The sequence below is a fragment of the Conyzicola lurida genome, from assembly GCF_014204935.1.
GTDB classification, from domain to species: Bacteria; Actinomycetota; Actinomycetes; order Actinomycetales; family Microbacteriaceae; genus Conyzicola; species Conyzicola lurida.
Map to the genome: position 1 here is coordinate 2,674,180 of NZ_JACHMJ010000001.1, position 22,321 is coordinate 2,696,500.

General features: G+C 67.8%; 19 protein-coding genes. 12 read left to right on the forward strand and 7 right to left on the reverse strand.

Features of this window, described 5'->3' with window-relative positions:
* Positions 1 to 40: 40 nt before the first annotated feature.
* From HD599_RS13040 to HD599_RS13050, 3 genes are all read right to left on the reverse strand, one after another.
* On the reverse strand, positions 41 to 1,114 hold the full coding sequence (locus HD599_RS13040; protein WP_184238249.1) for a BMP family ABC transporter substrate-binding protein: 1,074 nt from the start codon (positions 1,112 to 1,114) through the stop codon (positions 41 to 43).
* Between the two features lie 177 nt (positions 1,115 to 1,291).
* Positions 1,292 to 2,260: a nucleoside hydrolase gene (locus tag HD599_RS13045; protein WP_184238251.1), complete on the reverse strand. Its 969-nt coding sequence runs from the start codon at positions 2,258 to 2,260 to the stop codon at positions 1,292 to 1,294.
* 2 nt (positions 2,261 to 2,262) lie between these two features.
* Positions 2,263 to 3,384 carry a mannose-1-phosphate guanylyltransferase gene (locus HD599_RS13050; RefSeq protein WP_184238253.1) on the reverse strand — a complete coding sequence of 374 codons (1,122 nt, stop codon included), beginning with the start codon at positions 3,382 to 3,384 and terminating at the stop codon, positions 2,263 to 2,265.
* Between the two features lie 118 nt (positions 3,385 to 3,502).
* Between HD599_RS13050 and HD599_RS13055 the strand changes: the two genes are divergently transcribed.
* The 12 genes from HD599_RS13055 to HD599_RS13110 all read left to right on the forward strand — a co-directional run bounded on the left by HD599_RS13055 (position 3,503) and on the right by HD599_RS13110 (position 16,780).
* Positions 3,503 to 4,630 (forward strand): glycosyltransferase family 4 protein, encoded by a 1,128-nt coding sequence (locus tag HD599_RS13055; RefSeq protein WP_184238255.1) that lies wholly within the window; start codon positions 3,503 to 3,505, stop codon positions 4,628 to 4,630.
* Positions 4,631 to 4,764: 134 nt separating this feature from the next.
* On the forward strand, positions 4,765 to 5,199 hold the full coding sequence (gene sdhC, locus HD599_RS13060; RefSeq protein ID WP_184238257.1) for a succinate dehydrogenase, cytochrome b556 subunit: 435 nt from the start codon (positions 4,765 to 4,767) through the stop codon (positions 5,197 to 5,199).
* Positions 5,200 to 5,201: 2 nt separating this feature from the next.
* Positions 5,202 to 5,645 (forward strand): succinate dehydrogenase hydrophobic membrane anchor subunit, encoded by a 444-nt coding sequence (locus HD599_RS13065; RefSeq protein WP_184238259.1) that lies wholly within the window; start codon positions 5,202 to 5,204, stop codon positions 5,643 to 5,645.
* 39 nt (positions 5,646 to 5,684) lie between these two features.
* A complete protein-coding gene (gene sdhA, locus HD599_RS13070) occupies positions 5,685 to 7,499 on the forward strand; it encodes a succinate dehydrogenase flavoprotein subunit (RefSeq protein ID WP_184238261.1) in 1,815 nt (604 codons plus the stop codon).
* Positions 7,499 to 8,260 carry a succinate dehydrogenase iron-sulfur subunit gene (locus tag HD599_RS13075; protein ID WP_184238263.1) on the forward strand — a complete coding sequence of 254 codons (762 nt, stop codon included), beginning with the start codon at positions 7,499 to 7,501 and terminating at the stop codon, positions 8,258 to 8,260. Before sdhA ends, HD599_RS13075 begins: the two co-directional genes overlap by 1 nt.
* Positions 8,261 to 8,541: 281 nt before the next feature.
* Complete coding sequence (locus HD599_RS13080) at positions 8,542 to 10,944, forward strand: ATP-binding cassette domain-containing protein (RefSeq protein WP_184238265.1); 2,403 nt, start codon at positions 8,542 to 8,544, stop codon at positions 10,942 to 10,944.
* Between the two features lie 27 nt (positions 10,945 to 10,971).
* A complete protein-coding gene (locus tag HD599_RS13085; RefSeq protein ID WP_184238267.1) occupies positions 10,972 to 12,030 on the forward strand; it encodes a YihY/virulence factor BrkB family protein in 1,059 nt (352 codons plus the stop codon).
* 9 nt (positions 12,031 to 12,039) lie between these two features.
* The gene (locus HD599_RS13090; protein ID WP_184238269.1) at positions 12,040 to 12,885 is read left to right on the forward strand and encodes an exodeoxyribonuclease III; all 846 of its coding nucleotides are present in this window, start codon (positions 12,040 to 12,042) and stop codon (positions 12,883 to 12,885) included.
* 106 nt (positions 12,886 to 12,991) lie between these two features.
* Positions 12,992 to 13,999 (forward strand): tryptophan--tRNA ligase, encoded by a 1,008-nt coding sequence (gene trpS, locus HD599_RS13095; protein WP_184238271.1) that lies wholly within the window; start codon positions 12,992 to 12,994, stop codon positions 13,997 to 13,999.
* Complete coding sequence (locus HD599_RS13100) at positions 13,996 to 14,559, forward strand: GNAT family N-acetyltransferase (RefSeq protein WP_184238273.1); 564 nt, start codon at positions 13,996 to 13,998, stop codon at positions 14,557 to 14,559. The genes trpS and HD599_RS13100 overlap by 4 nt, the downstream gene beginning before the upstream one ends.
* Positions 14,556 to 15,296: an HAD-IA family hydrolase gene (locus HD599_RS13105; protein ID WP_184238275.1), complete on the forward strand. Its 741-nt coding sequence runs from the start codon at positions 14,556 to 14,558 to the stop codon at positions 15,294 to 15,296. The genes HD599_RS13100 and HD599_RS13105 overlap by 4 nt, the downstream gene beginning before the upstream one ends.
* 95 nt (positions 15,297 to 15,391) lie before the next feature.
* Positions 15,392 to 16,780, forward strand: coding sequence for an MFS transporter (locus tag HD599_RS13110; RefSeq protein ID WP_184238277.1), 1,389 nt, complete (start codon positions 15,392 to 15,394; stop codon positions 16,778 to 16,780).
* Positions 16,781 to 16,938: 158 nt separating this feature from the next.
* Here the strand turns inward: HD599_RS13110 and HD599_RS13115 are convergent, their stop codons facing one another.
* The 4 genes from HD599_RS13115 to HD599_RS13130 form a co-directional block, all read right to left on the reverse strand.
* Positions 16,939 to 17,820 carry an endonuclease domain-containing protein gene (locus HD599_RS13115; protein ID WP_184238279.1) on the reverse strand — a complete coding sequence of 294 codons (882 nt, stop codon included), beginning with the start codon at positions 17,818 to 17,820 and terminating at the stop codon, positions 16,939 to 16,941.
* 238 nt (positions 17,821 to 18,058) lie between these two features.
* A complete protein-coding gene (glpK, locus tag HD599_RS13120; protein WP_184238281.1) occupies positions 18,059 to 19,573 on the reverse strand; it encodes a glycerol kinase GlpK in 1,515 nt (504 codons plus the stop codon).
* Positions 19,574 to 19,624: 51 nt separating this feature from the next.
* Positions 19,625 to 20,344, reverse strand: coding sequence for an MIP/aquaporin family protein (locus HD599_RS13125; RefSeq protein ID WP_425489162.1), 720 nt, complete (start codon positions 20,342 to 20,344; stop codon positions 19,625 to 19,627).
* 74 nt (positions 20,345 to 20,418) lie between these two features.
* On the reverse strand, positions 20,419 to 22,155 hold the full coding sequence (locus HD599_RS13130) for a glycerol-3-phosphate dehydrogenase/oxidase (RefSeq protein WP_425489163.1): 1,737 nt from the start codon (positions 22,153 to 22,155) through the stop codon (positions 20,419 to 20,421).
* Positions 22,156 to 22,321 lie beyond the last annotated feature (166 nt).

Here is a 22,321-nt window from a genome sequence, read left to right on the forward strand (position 1 = left end):
CATGGCTGCCACCCCGGCGTTCCGCAGTGCTACGAGCTGCTTAGCTCAGCGGGTCGATGCTTCCGTCGATGATGCCGGCGGTGAGCTCCTCGAGCTTCGCCTTGATCTCGTCGGACACCTTGTCGTCGAAGGTGCCGAAGTCGGCGAGGCCGGTTCCACCGTTCTCGAGCGTTCCCACGTAGGGGGTCGCGTCGAAGGTGGCGCCGCCGACCTGCTCCTCGATGACGTCGTACACGGCGTCGGTCATCTTCTTGAGCACCGAGGTCAGAACCTGGTCGGCGTACTCGGGGCTGGTGACTGCGACGTCCTGGTCGACGCCGAGGAAGACGACGTCCTTTCCGGACTCGTTGATCGCCTCGGAGGTGGCGCTGAACAGGCCGCCGGCGACCGGGTAGATGACGTCAGCGTCGCTGGCGATCTGGCCGGCGCTGATGTTCTTGGCGCCTTCGGAGTCGCCGAAGCCGTCGGTGAACTGTCCGGTCGCTGCCGTCGGGTCCCAGCCGAGAACGGTGACGGGGGTGCCCGTCTCGGTCTCGTAGGCCTTGGCACCGTAGTAGTAGCCGGTCATGAAGTCGGTGACGGCGTCGATCTGGAGTCCGCCGTAGGTGCCGATGACCTTGGTGGTCGAGTACGCGGCGGCCAGATAGCCGGCGAGGTAGCTGGACTCGTTCATCGAGTAGATGATCGGCTTGAGGTTCGTGGTCGACTCGTCGGCGACGTAGCCGTCGATCGTGACGAAGTGGTTGTCGGGGTTGGCAACCGCGGCGGCGTTGACCGCGTCGATGAGGTTGAAGCCGACGGCGAAGATGATGTCGCAGTTCGCGTCGATCATGTTGCTGAGGTTCGGCTCGAAGTCGTCGGCGGACGCGGACTCTGCGTCGGCGATCTCGACACCGAGCTCGTCTTCTGCCTTGGTCAGACCGGCGTAGGCGGCCTCGTTGAACGACTTGTCGTTCCAGCTGCCCTCGTCGGAGACGGCGCAGGCCTTGTAGTCGACGGACTCTGCGCCGGACTCGCCCTCTTCGGGTGCTGCTGCACAGCCGGCCAGGAGCATGGTTGCGGTGCCGACGAGTGCCAGGCCAGCGAGACCACGCTTGCGTGTGATTACGTTCACTAGATTTCCTCCAGATGCATGCCCTGGCGATACCAGAGCGGATGCCACCCAGATTACATATTGTGACAATCGGGTAACGCGAAAAACCGGCCGAGCACGGGAGTCGTTACAAAGCTGGGATGCTCCCGAAATGTCTTGGAAATCCTCAGGTTGAATTCGGCCCGTGCTGAACCGGATTCAGCGCAGTTCGCGGCTCGGCGTGATGTCCGCCGACAGAAGGGCGACGACGTAGTCGGCGAAACTCTCCGCGTCGACGGCCTCGACCACGGTGGCGTTAGGCGTGAGGCCGTGGACTCCCCACGACATCGCCGAGTAGCCGCGCGTGAGTTCGGAGCCGGTCTCGATCGCGACCGCGTACTCGGCGGTGGCCGTGACGAGGTCGGGGCGCACGATGATGGCGGCCGTGAGCGAGTCGGGATGCGTCGACCCGTTGATACCGACGCTCTCGTTGAACCCGAGCGTCGTCTCGACGATGCAGGTGAAAAAGCGCGAGAGCGGGGTGCCGATGGCCTCGATCTCGGCGAGTGTTCGCCGCGAGAACACGGCGTCGCGCCGGATCACCGGGGCCCACGGCACCACGGTGACGGAGGCGAACCCGGCCTCGAACACCGTCCTCGCCGCCTCGGGGTCGACGTAGAAGTTGTATTCGGCCGCGGCGGTGATGTTTCCCCGCGCGTTGTTCGATCCGCCCATGATGACGAGCGCCTTCACGTTGCGCACGAACTCGGGGTCTTTGATGGCCGCCATCGCGATGTTGGTGAGCGGCCCGATGCAGAGGATGGTGATCTCGCCGGGCGCGGCCGCCGTCTGCGCGATGAGGGCGTCGACGCCGTGCTCGGGCTGCGGCGCGAGGCCGTCGAAGTCCATCGTGAGCCCGCCGGCGCCGTCGCCGTGCGCGTATTCCGCCGACACCCACTCGCGAACCAGCGGCCTGCGGCATCCGAGGTAGACGGGCACTTCGCCGAGCCGGCCGGCGACGCTGAGGGTCATCTGGGCGTTGAGCACCTGGCGTTCGAACCCGACGTTGCCGGCGACCATGGTGATGGCGCGCAGATCGGCGGCCGGGTCGAGCAGCCCGACCAGCAGTGCGACGCAGTCGTCCTGCGCCGTGTCGGTGTCGATGATGAGCGGGATGCGGCCGGACATGGCTACAGCACGTCGTTTCGGCCCGAGAGCTTGAGCGCGTCCACCACCGACTTGACCCGCTGGGCGTTCGCGGTGGTCGTGACCAGCAGCGCGTCGGCCGTGTCGACCACGACGATGTCGGTCACGCCGATGAGCGAGATGAGGCGGCCGGTCTGGCTGATGACGACGCCGCTGGACGAGTCGGCGAGAACGCGGGCGTGCTCGCCGAGGATGGCGAGGTCCTTCTTGCGGCCGCCGGAGTGCAGCTTGCCGATCGAGGCGAAGTCGCCCACGTCGTCCCAGTCGAAGTCGCCGGGGATGACGGCGAGGCGGCCGGCCTTCGCTGCGGGCTCGGCGACCGTATAGTCGATCGCGATCTTCTCGAGCACGGGCCAGACCTTGTCGACGACGGCGCCGCGCTCGGGGGTGTCCCAGGCCGCGGCGAGTTCGAGCAGCCCCGCGAGCAGCTCGGGCTTGGCCTTGCCGATCTGCTCGAGCAGCACGTCGGCGCGGCTGATGAACATGCCCGCGTTCCACAGGTAGTCGCCGCTTTTGACGTACTTCTCCGCGGTCTTGAGGTCGGGCTTCTCGACGAATGAGTCGACGAAGAGCGCGTTCGGCGCACCGTCGACCTCGAGCTCGCCGCGGGTGTGGATGTAGCCGAAACCGACGGCCGGCTCGTTGGGCGTGATGCCGATCGTGGCGATGTAGCCCGCTTCGGCGACCGCGACGGCCTCGATGACCGAGCGACGGAAGCCGCGCTTGTCCTTGATCACGTGGTCGGCCGCGAACGAGCCGATCACCACGTCGGGCTCGCGGCGGACGAGGATCGCCGCGGCGAGGCCGATGGCGGCGGTGGAGTCTTTGGGCTCGCTCTCGAGCACGACGTTGGGGTCGGCGAGCTCGGGCAGCTGCTTCTCGACCGCGGCACGGTGGGCGCGACCGGTGACGACCATGATTCGCTGCTCGCCCGACAGCGGCACGAGCCGGTCCCAGGTGTCGCGGAGCAGGGTCTGGCCGCTGCCGGTCAGGTCGTGCAGGAACTTGGGGGCGTCGGCACGCGAGAGCGGCCACAGCCGCGATCCGATGCCGCCGGCGGGGATCACGCTGTAAAAACGCTCGAGGGGTTCAGTGTTGGCGCTCATCCGACCAACCTAGCGCCTGCGCTGCGGCACCCCGGGTCACCACCCTTCACCCGCCATTCATCCCCGCGTCATTCCGAGCATCTAGCGTGGGAGCAGCCAACGGAGCGGGGTATCTCGAATGCGCATTGCCGTCGTCACGGAAAGTTTCCTCCCTACTACTAACGGTGTCACCAACAGCGTCTGCAAGGTGCTCGACCACCTCCGCGCCGAGGGCCACGAGGCCATGGTCATCGCCCCGGCCGCGGGAAGCCCGCGCGAGTACGCCGGATTCCCCGTGCACGAGGTGCCTGCTCTCGCCTACCGTCAGTTCCCCGTGGGCCTGCCGAGCCCGACCGTGCAGCGCCTGCTCGCCGACTTCGCGCCCGACGTCGTGCACGCCGCGTCGCCATTCCTCCTCGGCGCGCAGGCCATCGCCTCGGCGAACCGGCTCGGTATTCCCGCTGTCGCGATTTTCCAGACGGATGTCGCCGGATACGCGCGCCGCAATCGACTGGGAGCGGCCACGGCCGTCGCCTGGCGAATCGTGCGCTGGATCCACGAGGGAGCCGAACTCACGCTCGTGCCGTCGAGCGCGTCGATGCACGACCTCGAGTCGGCCGGAATCCCCCGGCTCGCCCGCTGGGGACGCGGCGTCGACCTCGTGCGCTATCACCCGGCGAACCGCCTCGACCCCCTCACCGCCGACTTGCGCGCGCGGCTCGCCCCGAACGGCGAGGTGGTCGTCGGCTACGTCGGCCGCATCGCGCCCGAGAAACAGGTGGAGCGCTTTGCCGCCCTCCGCGGCATCCCGGGCGTGCGGTTCGCGATCGTCGGCGACGGGCCGTCCACTCCCGCGGCGAAGCGCGCCCTGGCCGGCATGCCGGTCACCTGGCTCGGCCGGCTCGGCGGGCCCGAACTCGCCGCCGCCTACGCGAGCTTCGACGTCTTCGTGCACACCGGTGCCGAGGAGACCTTCGGCCAGACGCTGCAGGAGGCGTTCGCGAGCGGGGTGCCCGTCGTCGCCCCGCGCTCCGGCGGACCGATCGACCTCGTGCAGCACGGGACCAACGGCTTCCTGTTCGAACCGTCCGACGACGAGGCCCTGCGCTCGTGGGTCAACCTGCTCGGCCGGGATGCCGCGCTGCGCGCCCGCATGGGCGAGGCCGGCCGACGCTCCGTGCTGGGCCGGTCGTGGCAGGCGGTCTGCGGCGAGCTCGTCGGGCACTACGAGCGGCTGTCGGCCGCGGCATCCGCCCGCCTGTCGTAGTCGACGGCTAATTAGGGTCACCTCAGAAGCGGGCACGCACCTCGCGGAATAGGATGGTGACGTTCGACGACCGAACATCCACCGGTCCCGCTGGCGTGTAGGCAGTGAGGCCAATCATCCGCAAGGAGGGTTACGTGCCACAGGAATCGGCGGGAACCCTGGCGAAAAAGCGCGCGGTCCCCACCATCAAGTCTCCGAGACGGCCGGCGGGCACTCTGTACCGCGGTCGCGAAGGCATGTGGTCGTGGGTGCTGCACCGCATCACCGGGGTCGCTATCTACTTCTTTCTTCTCGTGCACATTCTCGACACGAGTCTCGTGCGGGTGAGTCCCGAGGCGTACAACGCGGTGATCAACACCTACAAGACGCCCATCATGGGCCTCGGTGAGATCGCCCTCGTCGCCGCGATCGGTCTGCACGCCCTCAACGGGCTGCGCATCATCCTGATCGACTTCTGGGGTTGGGGAACCAAGCACCAGAAGCTGATGTTCTACATCGTAATCGGGCTCTGGGTCGTCCTGCTCATCGGGTTCATCCCCCGCCAGCTCATGCACGTCTTCGGAGGTTGACGATGACGACCATCGACGCGCCCCGCTCGGGTTCCGGCCGCCCGCGCCGCGGCATCAACTGGGAGAAGTACGGCTGGATCTACATGCGCGCCAGCGGCGTCGTGCTGCTCGTGCTGATCTTCGGCCACCTCTTCGTCAACCTCGTCGCCGGCGAGGGCGTCAAGGCCATCGACTTCGCCTTCGTGGCCGGCAAGCTCGCCGACCCGTTCTGGATTATCTGGGACACGCTGCTGCTCTGGCTCGCGTTGATCCACGGCGCGAACGGCATGCGCACGATCGTCAACGACTACGCGAACAACCCCACCGTGCGCCGCGTGCTGCTCGGGGCGATCTTCGCCTCGACCGCCGTGCTGCTCCTGCTGGGCACGCTCGTGATCTATACCTTCGACCCGTGCCCGGCGAACGCCACGGCCGACCTGCTCCCGAGCTTCTGCCCCGTCCCGTAACCGGACCGTCAGCGCAGTAGAAAGACGTATTCCCACAAGATGTCAGACGCAGCCTTCAACAAGTACGCCGACGGTGCCATCGTCGACGGTGTCCACTACCACCAGCACGACATCGTGATCGTGGGTGCCGGCGGTGCCGGCATGCGCGCCGCGATCGAGGCCGGCCCGCACGCGAACACCGCCGTCATCTCGAAGCTCTACCCCACGCGCTCCCACACGGGTGCGGCGCAGGGCGGCATGGCCGCCGCGCTCGCCAACGTGGAGGAGGACAACTGGGAGTGGCACACCTTCGACACCGTCAAGGGCGGCGACTACCTGGTCGACCAGGATGCCGCCGAGATCCTGGCGAAGGAAGCCATCGAGGCGGTCTTCGACCTCGAGAACATGGGACTGCCGTTCAACCGCACGCCCGACGGCAAGATCGACCAGCGCCGATTCGGCGGCCACACCGCCGACCACGGCAAGACCCCCGTGCGCCGCGCCTGCTACGCCGCCGACCGCACCGGCCACATGATCCTCCAGACGCTGTACCAGAACTGCGTGCGTCTCGGCATCAACTTCTTCAACGAGTTCTACGTGCTCGACCTCGTCATGACCAACGTCGACGGCGTCGACCAGCCGTCGGGCGTCGTCGCCTACGAGCTCTCGACCGGCGAGCTGCACGTCTTCCAGGGCAAGGCGATCATCTTCGCCACCGGCGGTTTCGGCAAGATCTACAAGACCACCTCGAACGCCCACACCCTCACGGGCGACGGCGTCGGCATCATCTGGCGCAAGGGCCTGCCGCTCGAGGACATGGAGTTCTTCCAGTTCCACCCGACCGGCCTCGCCGGGCTCGGCATCCTGCTCTCCGAAGCCGCCCGGGGCGAGGGCGCCATTCTGCGTAACAGCGAGGGCGAGCGCTTTATGGAGCGCTACGCCCCCACGATCAAGGACCTCGCGCCGCGCGACATCGTCGCCCGCTGCATGGCGACCGAGATCCGCGAGGGGCGCGGCGGCGGTCCGAACAAGGACTACGTCTACCTCGACATCACCCATCTCTCCAAAGAGGTGATCGACGCGAAGCTGCCCGACATCACCGAGTTCGCCCGCACCTACCTCGGTGTCGAGCCGTACACCGAGCCGGTGCCCGTGCTGCCGACCGCGCACTACGCGATGGGCGGCATCCCGACCAACGTCGCCGCCGAGGTGCTGCGCGACAACACCACGGTCGTTCCGGGTCTCTACGCCGCGGGCGAGTGCGCCTGCGTCTCGGTGCACGGCTCCAACCGCCTCGGGACCAACTCGCTGCTCGACATCAACGTGTTCGGCAAGCGGGCGGGCAACAACGCGGTGGCGTACGCCAAGACGGTCGAGTTCACTCCTCTTCCCGAGGACCCCGCGCGCGACATCCGGGTCATGCTCGAGACCCTGAGCAACTCGAACGGGACCGAGCGTATTGCCGCGATCCGCAAGGAGCTGCAGGACTCGATGGACCGGAACGCGCAGGTGTTCCGCACCGCCGAGACGCTCATCGAAGTCACCCACGTGATCGAGGGACTTCGTGAGCGCTACAAGAACATCGCCGTGCAGGACAAGGGCAAGCGGTTCAACACCGACCTGCTCGAAGCGGTCGAGCTCGGATTCCTGCTCGACCTGGCCGAGGTCGTCGTCTACTCGGCGCTGTCGCGCGAGGAGAGCCGCGGCGGCCACTTCCGCGAGGACTTCCCGACCCGCGACGACGCCAACTGGCTCGTGCACACCATGGCCTACCTGACCGGCGACGCGCACTCCGCGGACGCCGGCGACCACATCAAGCTCGACACCAAGCCCGTCGTCATCACGCGCTACCAGCCGATGGAGAGGAAGTACTAGTGAGTACTGCAGTTCTGGAGAACAAGCCGAACGTTCCGGAGGTCATCCCGACCTTCACGGCGACCCTCATCATCCGTCGGTTCGACCCGGACGTGGACGACGAGCCGCGCTGGCAGGACTTCGACGTCGAGGTGTACGGCACCGACCGTATCCTCGACGCGCTGCACAAGATCAAGTGGGAGCAGGACGGCTCGCTGACCTTCCGTCGCAGCTGCGCCCACGGCATCTGCGGCTCGGACGCCATGCGCATCAACGGCCGCAACCGACTCGCCTGCAAGACGCTGATCAAGGACCTCGACATCTCGAAGCCGATCTACGTCGAGGCGATCAAGGGCCTGCCGCTCGAGAAGGACCTCATCGTCGACATGGAGCCCTTCTTCGAGTCGTACCGCCAGATCAACCCGTTCCTCATGGCCTCCTCGGGCACGAAGGACGGCAAGGAGCGCAAGCAGAGCCCCGTGGAGCGCGCCCGCTTCGACGACACCACCAAGTGCATCCTCTGCGCCGCGTGCACGTCGAGCTGCCCCGTGTTCTGGACCGACGGCCAGTACTTCGGGCCGGCCGCCATCGTCAACGCCCACCGCTTCATCTTCGACTCGCGTGACGAAGGTGCCCAGGTTCGCCTCGACATCCTCAACGACAAGGAAGGCGTCTGGCGCTGCCGCACGACCTTCAACTGCTCCGAGGCGTGCCCCCGCGGCATTCAGGTCACGCAGGCGATCGCCGAGGTCAAGCAGGCGATCATGCGCGGCAAGCCGTAGCGCAGTGGTGGCTTGCCGCGCATGAACGCCCCGCACCGGCAACGCGCCAGCGTTGCTCGCGAGGGAGCGACCAGCAGAACGGCAAGCCGTCACCTCCGCCATCCGTGTGCGGCGCTCAGCGTCGTCTCGCGCGCTGAGGTTTGTCGCGGGTGCGCTGGGGTTTGTGGCGCACGCGGCTGTTCGTGCAGCCGCGAGCGTGACAAACCTCAGCCACGCCTGCCCGTTGTCAATGGCGGGCGCTCGATGCGGCTCATTCGGGCCCGCCGCATAGTGTTAGGCCAATGACGTCGAACCAGCCCTCCGGTTTTGTCCGTGTCCGAGGGGCACGGGAGAACAACCTTCGCGACGTCGACGTGGACGTGCCGCGCGACAGCATCGTCGCCTTCACCGGCGTTTCCGGGTCTGGCAAGTCGTCGCTCGCCTTCGGCACGATCTTCGCCGAGGCGCAGCGCCGGTTCTTCGAGTCGGTCGCGCCGTACGCCCGCCGGCTCATCGCGCAGGGCAACACCCCGCACGTGGACGAGATCACCGGGCTCCCGCCCGCCGTCGCCCTGCAGCAGCGGCGTGGTTCGCCCAGCTCGCGGTCGACCGTCGGCACGCTGACCACGCTGTCGAACTCGACGCGCATGCTCTACTCGCGCGCCGGCAGCTACCCCGCCGACGCCCCGAAGCGGCTCGAGTCCGACTCGTTCTCGCCGAACACCGCGGCGGGCGCCTGCCCACGCTGCCACGGGCTCGGCGTCGCCCACGAGGTGACCGAGAGCTCGGCGGTGCACGATCCGTCGCTGAGCATCCGGGACGGCGCGATCGCCGCCTGGCCCGGCGCTTGGCAGGGCAAGAACCTGCGCGACGTGACTGCCGGGCTCGGCTACGACATCGAGACGCCGTGGCGGGATCTTCCCCAGAAGGACCGCGACTGGATCCTGTTCACCGGCGAGCAGCCCGTCGTCGAGGTCACCCCGCAGCGCGACCGTGTGGCGAAGCCCTACAAGGGCCGTTTCTGGAGCGCGACCAGCTACATCATGCACACGCTCGCCGATTCGAAGAGCGAGAGCCAGCGCAACCGCGCGCTGCAGTTCGTCGAGACCGGCCCGTGCACGCTGTGCGGCGGCAGCGGTCTCACCCGCGCCGCCCTCGCGGTGACCTTCGCCGGGCTCACGATCGCCGAGCTGAACGCCCTGCCGCTCGAAGACCTCGCCGACGTGCTGCGCCCCACCACGCGGCTGACCGCCGCCGGTGCCGCCGTGTCGTCGAAGTCGTCGGGCGAGCGCACCGAGGTCGCTGTCACCATCACCACCGACCTCGTCGCACGCGTCGACGTGCTGGTCGGCCTGGGCCTCGGCTACCTCAGCCTCGGCCGCGCCACCCCCACCCTCTCCCCCGGCGAGATGCAGCGCCTGCGCATCGCGACCCAGCTGCGGTCGGGCCTCTTCGGCGTGATCTACGTGCTCGACGAGCCGTCGGCCGGCCTGCACCCCGCCGACGCCGAGCCGCTGATCGAGGTGCTGCAGCAGCTCAAGGATTCGGGCAACTCGGTCTTCGTGGTCGAGCACAACATGGACGTCGTGCGCCGCGCCGACTGGATCGTCGACGTCGGGCCCGGTGCCGGTACGGGCGGCGGATCGGTGCTCTACAGCGGCCCCGTCGACGGTCTGGCGTCGATCGACGAATCCGTCACCCGGCCCTATCTTTTCCCGGCGACGGATGCGCCAGAGCCCGCGCGGCCGACCCGCGACGCGAGCGGCTGGCTGCGCCTCCGCGACGTCACGAAGCACAACCTGCGGGGTGTCGACGTCGACGTGCCTCTCGGGGTGCTGACCGCCGTCACCGGGGTTTCCGGCTCTGGCAAGTCGACGCTGGTGGGCCACGTGCTCGCCGAGACCGTGAGCGATGCGGTCGACCGCATCGTGCAGGTCGACCAGAAGGCGATCGGCCGCACACCCCGATCGAACCTCGCCACCTACACCGGCCTGTTCGACGCAGTGCGCGCCGCGTTCGCCGCCACGCCCGGTGCCAAGGAGCGCGGCTTCGATGCCGGGCGCTTCTCGTTCAACGTCGCGGGCGGCCGCTGCGAGACCTGCCTCGGCGAAGGCTTCGTCTCGGTCGAGCTGCTCTTTCTGCCGGGCAGCTACGCGCCGTGCCCCGAGTGCGAGGGCACGCGCTACAACGCCGAGACACTCGAGGTGACCTACGACGGCAAGACCGTCGCCGAGGTTCTCGGGCTCACCGTGGACGCCGCCGCCGAGTTCCTCTCCGGCGTGCCCGCCGCCGCGCGCAGCCTCGAGACCCTGCGCCAGGTCGGCCTCGGCTACCTGCGCCTCGGCCAGCCCGCCACCGAGCTCTCGGGCGGCGAGGCCCAGCGCATCAAACTGGCGACCGAGCTGCAGCGCGCCCGCCGCGGACACACCCTCTACCTGCTCGACGAACCCACGACGGGACTGCATCCCGCCGACATCCGGCTGCTCGTCGAACAGCTGAACGGCCTCGTCGACGCGGGCAACACGGTGGTCGTGGTCGAACACGAGATGGACGTCGTCGCGGCGGCCGACTGGGTGATCGACATGGGCCCCGGTGGCGGCGATTCCGGCGGACGCCTCGTCGTCGCGGGCACTCCCGCCGAGGTCGCGGCCCACGCCAGCAGCCGCACCGCGCCGTATCTGTCCACCGCGATCGGCACGCTGTAAACCGTCGCATCACCGTAGGGTTGAACAATGGCCGATAACACGACCCAGCCTCCCGCCGCACCCACCGGCATCGCCGCGATCATCGCGAAGGTGATGAAGCTCAAGCCGGTACGCGTGTTCCAGCACTACTCGTCGTCCGGCGGCCCGCTGATGGCCTCGGGCCTCGCCAACCAAGGCCTGTTCGCGACTTTCGCCGGGCTCTGGGTCGGCTTCTCGATCATCGGGCTGGTGGTCGCGGGCAACCCCGAGCTGCGCGAGTCGCTCGTCGACACCATCGCGAATGCGGTGCCGGGGCTGATCAAATCGGGCGGCACGGACGGCGCCATCGACCCCGACGACCTGCTCTCGGCCGGCATCCTGAATTGGACGGGCGCCATCGCGCTCGTCGGATTGTTCTTCACCGCGGTCGGCTTCCTGGCGTCCGCGCGCGAGGCCGTGCGCCGCATCTTCGCGATCGCGCCGGACTCGACCAACTTCATCCTGCTGAAGCTCAAGGACCTCGGTCTCGCGGTCGGCTTCGGCGTCGCGCTCATCGTGTCGACCGTGCTCTCCACGGTGAGCACCTCGGCGCTCTCCTGGTTCCTCGCGGTCACCGGCATCGGAGCGGAGTCGACGGTCGGCACCATCGGCGGCCGCATCGTCGGTCTGCTCGTCGTGCTGGTAATCGACACCGCCGTGCTCGCGGCGCTCTACCGGGTGCTCGCCGGCATCCCAATCCCGTTCCGTCGGCTCGTGGGCGGCGCGCTCATCGGCGGCGTCGGCCTCGGCGTGCTCAAGCTGCTCGGCGGGCTGCTCCTCGGCGGCGCCAGCAACAACCCGCTCATCGCCTCGTTCGCGATCATCGCCGGACTCCTCATCTTCCTCAACCTGGTCTGCCAGGTGATCCTGGTCGCCGCCGCCTGGATCTCGGTCGGCATGGACGACGCCGGCATCGCCGCCGACCCCGTCGCCGCGGCGAAGGCGCAGGCGGAACGCGAGCGTATCGCCGAGCTCGAACGGGTCGCCGAGAAGGCCCGCGAACCGCACGGCCTCGCACGGCTGTTCCGACGCAAGCGTCGCGCCGACGATGACGGTGGCGACTCGTAAAGTAGAGGAATGGTCTCCCCCCTCCGCGTCGCATCCGTCAACGTCAACGGCATCCGTGCCTCGTACAAGAAGGGCATGGGCGACTGGCTCGCCGACCGCAACGTCGACATCCTGGCGATGCAGGAGGTGCGCGCGACCACCGAGATCCTCGAAGACCTGCTCGGCCCCGAGTGGGACATCCTGCACGACGCCGCGACCGCCAAGGGCCGCGCGGGCGTCGCACTCGCCAGCCGCAACAAAGCGAGCATCCACCGCGTCACCCTCGGCGACGACGAGTTCGACAGCGCCGGCCGCTGGCTCGAAGCCGACTACGAGGTCGACGGCAAGGTCGTCACCGTCGTCAGCACCTACGTGCACTCGGGCGTCGTCGACACCCCGAAGCAGGTCGAGAAGTACAAGTTCCTCGACGCGATGACCGCGCGTATGCCCGAGATCGCCGCGCACAGCGAGCTCGCCCTCATCGTCGGCGACCTCAACGTCGGCCACCGCGAACTCGACATCAAGAACTGGAAGGGCAACCGCAAGAGCGCCGGCTTCCTGCTCGAAGAGCGCGCCTACTTCGACCGCTTCTTCGGCGAGGCCGGCACGACGGTCACCGGCGTCGACGGCTCCACCGGACCGGGCCTCGGCTGGGTCGACGTCGGCCGCCAGTGGGCCGGCGAGGTCGAAGGCCCCTACACCTGGTGGTCCCAGCGCGGTCAGGCCTTCGATACGAACACCGGATGGCGCATCGACTACCACCTCGCGACCCCGGCACTCGCGGCCACGGTAAAGAACTACACGGTCGACCGCGCGTCGGCGTGGGACACCCGCTGGAGCGACCACGCGCCCGTGGTCGTGGATTACGCGATCTAGTGCGGCTCGCGGGTTGAGCCTGTCGAAACCCGTGCCGAGGCGGGTTTCGAGAGGCTCAACCCGCTGAGGGCAGGATCGGCCCGCTTTGTCTGAAAGACTGGACACCATGACCACCAAGCCCCGCCTCTTCTCCGGTATGCAGCCGTCCGCCGACTCCCTCCAGATCGGCAACTACATCGGCGCGCTGCTGCAGTGGAAGCAGATGCAGGTCAGCCACGACGCCATCTTCTGCGTCGTCGACCTGCACGCGATCACGGTGGCGCAGGACCCGGCCGAGCTGCGCGAGGCGACCCGCCGCACCGCCGCCCAGTACATCGCCGCGGGTATCGACCCCGAGCTGTCGACGCTGTTCGTGCAGTCGCACGTGCTCGCCCACCCGCAGCTCGCCTGGGTGCTCAACACGATCACCGGTTTCGGCGAGGCCGCGCGCATGACCCAGTTCAAAGACAAGTCGGCCAAGCAGGGCACCGACGCCACCACGGTCGGCCTGTTCGCCTACCCGATGCTCATGGCCGCCGACATCCTGCTCTACAACGCCGTCGACGTGCCCGTCGGCGAGGACCAGCGTCAACACGTCGAACTCACCCGCGATCTCGCCACCCGGTTCAACTCGCGCTTCGGCGAGACCTTCGTCATTCCCGAGGCGCAGATCCAGAAGGCCACCGCCAAGATCTACGACCTGCAGGAGCCCACCAACAAGATGAGCAAGTCGGCCTCGACCGACAAGGGCGTCATCTGGATGCTGGACGAGCCGAGCAAGAGCGCGAAGAAGATCAAGTCCGCGACCACCGACAGCGACGGCGAGGTGCGCTACGACGTGGCCGGCAAGCCGGGCATCTCGAACCTGCTGACGATCTACTCCGTGCTGGCCGACCGCTCCATCGAGTCCCTCGAGACCGAGTACGCGGGCCGCGGCTACGGCGACTTCAAGAAGGAGCTCGCCGAGGTCGTCGTCGAGACATTCGGACCCATCCGCGCGCGCACCCTCGAGCTGCTCGACGACCCGGCCGAACTCGACCGCATCCTCGCGAAGGGCGCCGACAAGGCCGCGGCGATCGCCGACGCCACTCTCGCCACCGTGTACGACCGAATCGGTCTGCTGCCCCGCGCATGATCCCGGCCGTCATCCGCTCCGAGCGTCTGACGCTCGACGCGCTGCTGCCCTCCGACGCCGACGCCATCTACCGGTACTGCCAGGACGTCGAGATCCAGCGCTGGGTGCACATTCCGTCGCCGTACTCGCGCGCCGACGCCGGCTACTTCGCGACGACCTATGCGGAGGATGCCGCGTCGTCCGACACGCTCACCCTCTGGGCTATCCGCTCGGCCGAGGGTGTTCTGCTCGGAGTGATCGAGCTGCGCTTCGAACCCGTCGGCTCGGCGACCGTCGGCTACTGGCTGGGCAGAGAGCACCGCGGCCAGTCGCTCATGACCGAGGCACTGCAGGCGCTCGTCGAGTACGCGCTCGACCCCCTGGGGCTCGACCTCGTGCGCATCCACTGGAACGCGTTCGTCGGCAACTTCTCGTCCGCGCACGTCGCCCGCGGCAACGGCTTCCACTTCGAGGGAACCCTGCGTCAGTCGATCGTGCACCGCGACCACCGCGTCGACGCCTGGGAAGCCTCCCTGCTGCGCAGCGACGACCGCGAACGACAGGACGGCTGGCCGCTGTGACCGCCCCGTCCGTCGTGCTGTTCGACCTCGACGACACGCTCTTCGCCCACTCGCGGGCCGTAGCGCGCGGGGTCGCCGCCTACCGCGCGGCGCACGGAGGCGCTCTCGCCGCCGCCGACGAGACCGTCGAACTCGAGCGCTGGACCGCGCTCGAGGAGCACCACTACCATCGCTATCTCGCCGGCGAGCTGGACTACCGCGAGCAGCGCCGCCACCGCGCCCGCGGCTTCGTCGAGCCCTACGGCATCGACCTCGCGGCCGACGCTGACGCCGACGAGTGGTTCGGCCGCTACCTCGTCGAGTACGAGCGGGCCTGGGTGCTGTACGACGACACCCTCCCCTGCCTCGACGCGCTCGAGGCAGGCATTCCCGGGGTGAGGTTCGGCGTGATCACGAACGGCGAACTGCCGTTCCAACAGGTGAAGCTGGATGCCACGGGGCTGGCCGCCAGAATCGAGCAGACTTTCGCGAGCGGCCAGCTGGGGTTCGCGAAGCCCGATGCGCGGATCTTCCACCACGCCTGCGCGGCACTGGGCGTCGACCCCGCCGATGCGGTCTACGTCGGGGACCGGTTCGAGACGGACGCGATGGGGGCCGCCTCCGCGGGACTGCGGGGTGTGTGGCTCGACCGGAAGAGCGCGGCGACGGCCGACGAGCTGGCCCGCGCCGCGGCATCCGGTGTTCTGGTTATTCACGATCTGGACACGCTGCCAACAGCACTTTTGATTCAGGCGTAGGGTAGTGGGGCTGCTACAAGCGGCATCCTCTTCTGCGCCACTCGCGCATCCCGTATTTCTCATGCCATTTTTATGCCATTCGGAGCAGTCCCTTCATGTCTCAAGTCGACGCCACTGTCGCGCCATCGGCCCCCGTTAATCCCCGTTCACGTGTCATCCTCGCGAGCCTCATCGGCACCTCGATCGAGTTCTACGACTTCTACGTGTACGCCACGGCGGCCGTGCTCGTCTTCCCGATCCTCTTCTTCCCCAGCGACAACGCGGTAGCGGCCCAGCTCGCCTCGTTCGCGGCCTTCGGTGTCGCGTTCATCGCGCGCCCCATCGGCTCGATCGTCTTCGGCCACTTCGGCGACCGCATCGGACGCAAGGGCACGCTCGTCGCCTCGCTGCTCACGATGGGTATCGCGACGTTCATCATCGGAATCCTGCCGACCGCGCTCACGCCCGGCTGGCAGGTGCTCGCCCCGGCGCTCCTCGTGCTGATGCGCTTCGCGCAGGGCATCGGCCTCGGCGGCGAATGGAGCGGCGCCGCGCTGCTCGCGACAGAGAACGCACCGAAGGGCAAGCGCGCCATCTACGGCACCTTCCCGCAGCTGGGCGCCCCGATCGGCTTCATCATCGCCAACGGTGTCTTCCTCATCCTGTCGCTCAACCTCGACCCCGAGGCGTTCCAGGCCTGGGGATGGCGCGTGCCGTTCATCGCCTCGGCAGTGCTCGTGATCGTCGGCCTGTACGTGCGCCTCAAGCTCGTCGAGACCCCCGCCTTCACCAAGGTCGTCGAGCGCGGAGAGGTCGCCAAGCTGCCCCTCGCCCGCGTGCTGAAGGGCAGCTGGCGCCCGCTGATCCTCGGCACGTTCATCATGCTCGCCACCTACGTGCTCTTCTACCTGATGACCGCGTTCACGCTGAGCTACGGCACCACGGCGAAGTCGGCCTCCGACGCGGCCGCCGCTGCCGAAGCCGCGGGCAAGCCGTTCAACGCGGAAGCATTCGTGCCCGGCCTCGGCTACACGCGTAACGAGTTCCTGATCATGCTGATCATCGGCTGCGTCTTTTTCGGTATCTTCACGCTCGTCTCCGGGCCGCTGGCCGAGAAGTACGGACGCCGCAAGACGCTGCTCCTCACGACCGCGGGCATCATCGTCTTCGGTGCGCTCTTCGTGCCGCTGTTCGGCGCAGGAACGGTCGGCGTCATGGCGCTGCTCATCATCGGCTTCGCGCTCATGGGTCTGACCTTCGGCCCGATGGGTTCCGTACTGCCCGAGCTGTTCCCGACCAACGTGCGCTACACCGGAAGCGCGATCAGCTACAACGTCGCGTCGATTCTCGGTGCGGCCCTCGCCCCGACCATCGCCCTGGCGCTGCTCGCGGCCGCGGACGGCAGCCCCGTGCTCGTCGGCCTCTACCTGAGCGCCGCCGCCGTCATCACCCTCGTCGCGCTGTTCATCAGCAAGGAGACGCGCGACATGGACTACGAGGTCTAGCCTCCGCGTCGGCGCCCGCACCCCTCGAGGGTGCGGGCGCTTCGTCGTTAACGCGCGCGCGTTCGTGATTCAGGCTGGTTCGCGCGGCCCGGCCGGGTGCGCCCGGGTCCGGGTCGGCGGATCGCCGGCCGCGGCATCCGGCCTGAATCATGAACACGTCAGGCAGCCGGTCCACGGCGGTGCGACCTCAATGCGCCCAGGATCGCGGCGATGGCGAGCTCGCGCTCGAACATGACCTGCCGGTAGTTGAGCCGAACGACGATGTAACCGCGCGCCGCGAGTTTGGCGTCCCGGTCGTAGTCCCGTGCGCTGTAGGTCTCGCCGTCGTGGTTGCCCCGCCCGTCGGTCTCGACGACGACGCAGCCCGCGACCACGAAGTCGACCACCCCGATGCCCGGGAATCTGACCTGCGTCTCGAACGGGATGCCGAGGGCGACGAGTTCGAGGCGGATGATCGTCTCGATACCGGACATGCAGCGCGCATCGATGCGCGACTCGAGCGGCGCGAAGTGCTTCGGCAAGCCGGAGAAGACTGAGTGCACCTCCGCCGGCGTCACGAGTTTTCCGTACAGTGCGCTGTCGAGTGCGGCGATGGCGAGTTCGGCGGGTTGACACCGCACCGCATGCGACAGGGCGTTGACGACGCTTGAGGTGTGGACCGACGCGTCGGCGCGCGGAGTGGGCGCCCAGTGGAGCTCGCAGCCGTCGCGATTCAGTCCTGCGAGCGGCAGGAGCCGGTTGCGAGGGCTGCGCATTCGCGACGCCCTGGATTCCATGGAGACGTGGGCGAACAGGTGTGGAATCACCCACACACCGTTCTGCTCCAGAGCTGAAATGCAACCGAGTCTGCCGCCTATGCGCACGGCCTGGAGCAGCTTCTCCTCGGCCACGGGCGACGCGTAGTAGCCCTCGCGGACCCTGACCAGCGAGCGGGACCGGACCGCCGCCGTGAGGTCGCGCGACGTCGCTCCGGCGCGGAGGAGTTGCGTCCGGGTTGCGACCGGCTCCCCCAGCGCGGCGAGAGTGCGAGCGGCATCCATTCGTCGAGTGTGGGCGACTGGGGCACCCACGATGCCAGGTTTCGCGTATCTGTGGAGAAGCCGCGTTCGTCATTCAGGCCCGATGGGTATCGCACGTCGAGGCACCCCGTGATCCCGCGGGGCAGTCGGCGGCGATGCGGCATCCCGCCTGAATCATGAACCTGGGCGGCCGCTCGGGCACACAAAAGGGGCGCCGCCGGACCACACCGGCGACGCCCCTGGCTTTGCGAGGGTAGAGCTACTTCACGTCTTCGTCGACCCAGTCGAAGGTCTTGGTGACGGCCTTCTTCCAGTTGCGCAGCTGGCGCTCGCGCTCGGCGGGCTCCATGTTCGGCTCCCAGCGCTTGTCTTCCTGCCAGTTCTGTCCCACGTCGGCGAGGTCCTTCCAGAACCCGACGGCGAGGCCGGCCGCGTAGGCGGCGCCGAGCGCGGTGGTCTCCGCGACGACGGGACGCACGACGGGCACGCCGAGGATGTCGGCCTGGAACTGCATGAGCGCGTCGTTCGCGACCATGCCGCCGTCGACCTTGAGCTCTTCGAGATCGACACCGGCATCGGCGTTGACCGCGTCGAGAACCTCGCGGGTCTGGAACGCGGTCGCCTCGAGGGCGGCACGGGCGATGTGGCCCTTGTTCACGTAGCGGGTGAGGCCCACCAGCGCCCCGCGGGCGTCCGAGCGCCAGTACGGCGCGAACAGTCCCGAGAAGGCGGGAACGAAGTAAGCTCCACCGTTGTCCTCGACCGTGGCGGCGAGCGTCTCGATCTCGGGCGCCGAGTTGATGATGCCGAGGTTGTCGCGCAGCCACTGCACGAGCGAACCGGTCACGGCGATCGATCCCTCGAGCGCGTAGTGCGGCTTGGCGTCGCCCAGCTTGTAGCCGAGCGTGGTGAGCAGCCCGTTCTTCGAGTGGACGATCTCTTCGCCCGTGTTGAAGATCAGGAAGTTACCGGTGCCGTACGTGTTCTTCGACTCGCCGGCCTCGAAGGCCGCCTGTCCGAACGTGGCCGCCTGCTGGTCGCCGAGGATGCCGGCAACCGGCACCTCGCGGAGCAGCGAGGAGGACTCCACGGTGCCGTAGACCTCGGAGGAGGAGCGGATCTCGGGCATCATCGACAGCGGTACGCCGAAGATGCCGAGGATTTCCTCGTCCCACTGCAGGGTCTCGAGGTCCATGAACAGGGTGCGCGACGCGTTGGTGACGTCGGTCGCGTGCACGCCGCCCTCGGTGCCGCCGGTGAGGTTCCAGAGGACCCAGCTGTCGGTTGTGCCGAACAGCAGGTCGCCGGCCTCGGCCTTCTCGCGGGCGCCTTCGACGTTCTCGAGGATCCAGACGATCTTGGTTCCGGAGAAGTAGGTGGCGAGCGGGAGACCGACGGTGGGCTTGAAGCGCTCGACGCCGCCGTCGGCCGCGAGGCGGTCGACGATGTCCTGGGTGCGCGTGTCCTGCCAGACGATCGCGTTGTAGACGGGCTTGCCCGTGTTCTTGTCCCAGACGACGGCGGTCTCGCGCTGGTTGGTGATGCCGACGGCTTCGACGTCGTGGCGGGTGATGTCTGCCTTCGACAGCGCCTGACCGATGACCTCACGCGTGTTGCGCCAGATCTGCTCGGGGTCGTGCTCGACCCAGCCGGCCTTGGGCAGGATCTGGTCGTGCTCCATCTGGCCGGACGAGACGATGCCGCCCTCGTGGTTGAACACGATGGCCCTCGTGCTGGTCGTGCCCTGGTCGATTGCGACTACATATTTGGTCATGTACTAATTCACTCCTTTGTGGGTGTGCAGAAAATGCGAAGTGCGTATGAGCTAAGCGGAGAGGAGGGGAAGGAGCGGGATCGACAGCAGGCCGGCGAGAACACCGCCGACGATGGGGCCGGCGATCGGCACCCAGCTGTAGGACCAGTCGCTGGTGCCCTTGCCCTTGATCGGGAGGACGGCGTGCGCGAGGCGCGGGCCGAGGTCACGGGCAGGGTTGATGGCGTAGCCCGTGGGGCCGCCGAGCGACGCACCGATGCCGACGACGAGCAGCGCGACGGGGAGTGCGCCGAGGGCTGCGAGGCCGGCGGGGGTGCTGGCGTCGGCGTCTCCGACGCGACCGAAGCCGATGACCACGAACACCAGCACGAAGGTACCGATGACCTCGGTGATGAAGTTCCAGCCGTAGCTACGGATGGCGGGGCCCGTGGCGAAGATACCGAGTTTGATACCGGCATCCGGCTCCTCGTCGAAGTGCTTCTTGTACGCCAGGTAGGCGAGAACGGCACCGAGGAATGCACCGATCAGCTGCGCGACGATGTAGATCACCACGTCGAGCGCCGACAGGTCGGCTCCGCTCGCCAGGAGGCCGAGGGTGACGGCCGGGTTGAGGTGGGCGCCGGAGGAGTACGACGCGGTCACTGCGGCGAAGACCGCGAGGCCCCAACCGAAGTTGATCATGAGCGTGCCGCCGCCGAGGCCCTTGGACTTGGTGAGCAGAACGTTCGCGACGACGCCGCAACCGAGCAGCGTCAGGAGAGCCGTGCCCACTGTTTCCGAGAGGAAGATTAAACCGAGATTGTCCACGTTGACCTTTCTGGTGAGTACCTACGCCGTGACTCCGCTTAGTTCGAGACGCTCACCGCGTGCGCGATGTGCACGTTGTGGGAATCTGCGAGCAGTGCCACCGTCTGACGGATTTCGTCAGCCTGGCGTTCTTGCGTCCAGCCGAGAACGCCGGCGGCGATCTCGACGAGTTCTTCGAGCAACTCCACCGTAATATCACCGGTGAATGCAAGGTTCGTACGACGCAGCAGAAGATCGCTCATGTGTACGACCGATTCCGTCGCGACGATGTGTTCGACCTCGAGGAGGCTGAACTCGGTGGAGTTACGAAGGGGAGCATCCTCCCCTGAATCGATCGCGTCAAGCACCTCGACAGCACGTGTTCCGTAGCGGTCGAACAGCTGGGCGGCGCGCGCCTTGCCGACGAAGCCGGAGTGGGCGGTGATCCAGTTGTCGCGGGCCTCGTCGGTGCGCGGGTAGCCGCGGCCTCCGCCGATCTCGAGGTTCTTGGTGTCGACGGTGCGCTTCGATCCGAGCAGCGCGAGCACGTCGGTGCTGATGTGCTCGGCGAGGGCGCGGAAAGTGGTCCACTTGCCGCCGACGAGGCTGAGCAGGTCGGCACGGCCGAGCTTTCCGGCGACGATGCGGTAGTCGCGCGACACGAAGCCGGGCTGCATGTCGTCGTGGCGGGGCAGCGGGCGCACGCCGGAGAAGCTGTAGACGATCTGGTCGCGGCTCACGGGGATGCTCGGGAAGACGTTCGCGACGAGGTCGAAGAAGTAGTCGATCTCTTCGTCAGTGCAGACGGCGGGCTCGCGGATGTCGGCCTCGAGGTCGGTGGTACCGACCATGACCTTGCCGTTGAGCGGGTAGATGAGCACGATGCGCCCGTCCTTGTGCTCGAAGAACATCTCGCGGCCGGCGCAGGCTTCGAGCAGCGCCGGGTTGTCGAGCACGATGTGCGAGCCCTTGGTGCCGCCCATGTACGCGGTCTCGTCGCCGAGAGCCTCGTTGGTGAGGTCGGTCCACGGCCCGGAGGCGTTGACGACCACGTCGGCGTCGATGGTGAACTCGCGGCCGGTGGTCATGTCGCGCAGCAGCACGCCCTCGGCGGTCGATCCGACCGCCTCGACGTAGTTGCTGCTGCGGGCGTTGTCGCCCGCAGCGAGGCCGTCGCGCAGCACGTCGAGCGCGAGGCGCTCGGGCTCGTGCACGGAGGCGTCGAAGTAGGTGGCCGTGTACTTGACGCCGGGGTTCAGCGACGGCAGCGCCTTCAGCGCCTTCTTACGACCGACGAAGGTGTGACGGGGAACAGAGCCGCCGTCGCGCGAGAAGGAGTCGTACAGCACGAGGCCGACCTTGATCAGCAGCGCACCGCGCTCCTTGGGGGCGCCCGACTTGTGGGTGAGGAACCGGAGAGGGGCAGAGAGGATGCCGCTGAAGGTCGAGTAGATCGGGATGGTGGTCTGCAGCGGCTTCACGTAGTGCGGCGCGATGCGCAGCAGGCCGTTGCGCTCCGTGACCGACTCGCGGACGAGGCGGAACTCGCCGTTCTCGAGGTAGCGCACGCCACCGTGGATCATGTGGGATGACGCGGCCGACGCACCCGAGCAGTAGTCGCTGCGCTCGACGAGCACGACGTCGACGCCCTGCAGGGCGAGGTCGCGGAAGGTCGCGATTCCGTTGATACCGCCGCCGATCACCAGGACCTGGGCCTTCGGTCGCTCGATAAGCGCGGCCACTTCGTGACGGAGATCGCCCGTCGGCATCGACTCTGAAGACTTCACTGGGTGCATCGCTTTCACGTTCTCGAGCGTTCTTAAGGCCGGACCGCGATGAACGTCGCAGTTCGGATCGGGGCACGAATGCGCCCGATGCATCCATACTGGGAGCGGAGCAACGGATCGACAAGGAGCGTGAACAAACGTGCAGGCTGCCGACTGGCAAACAAACGGTGAACCG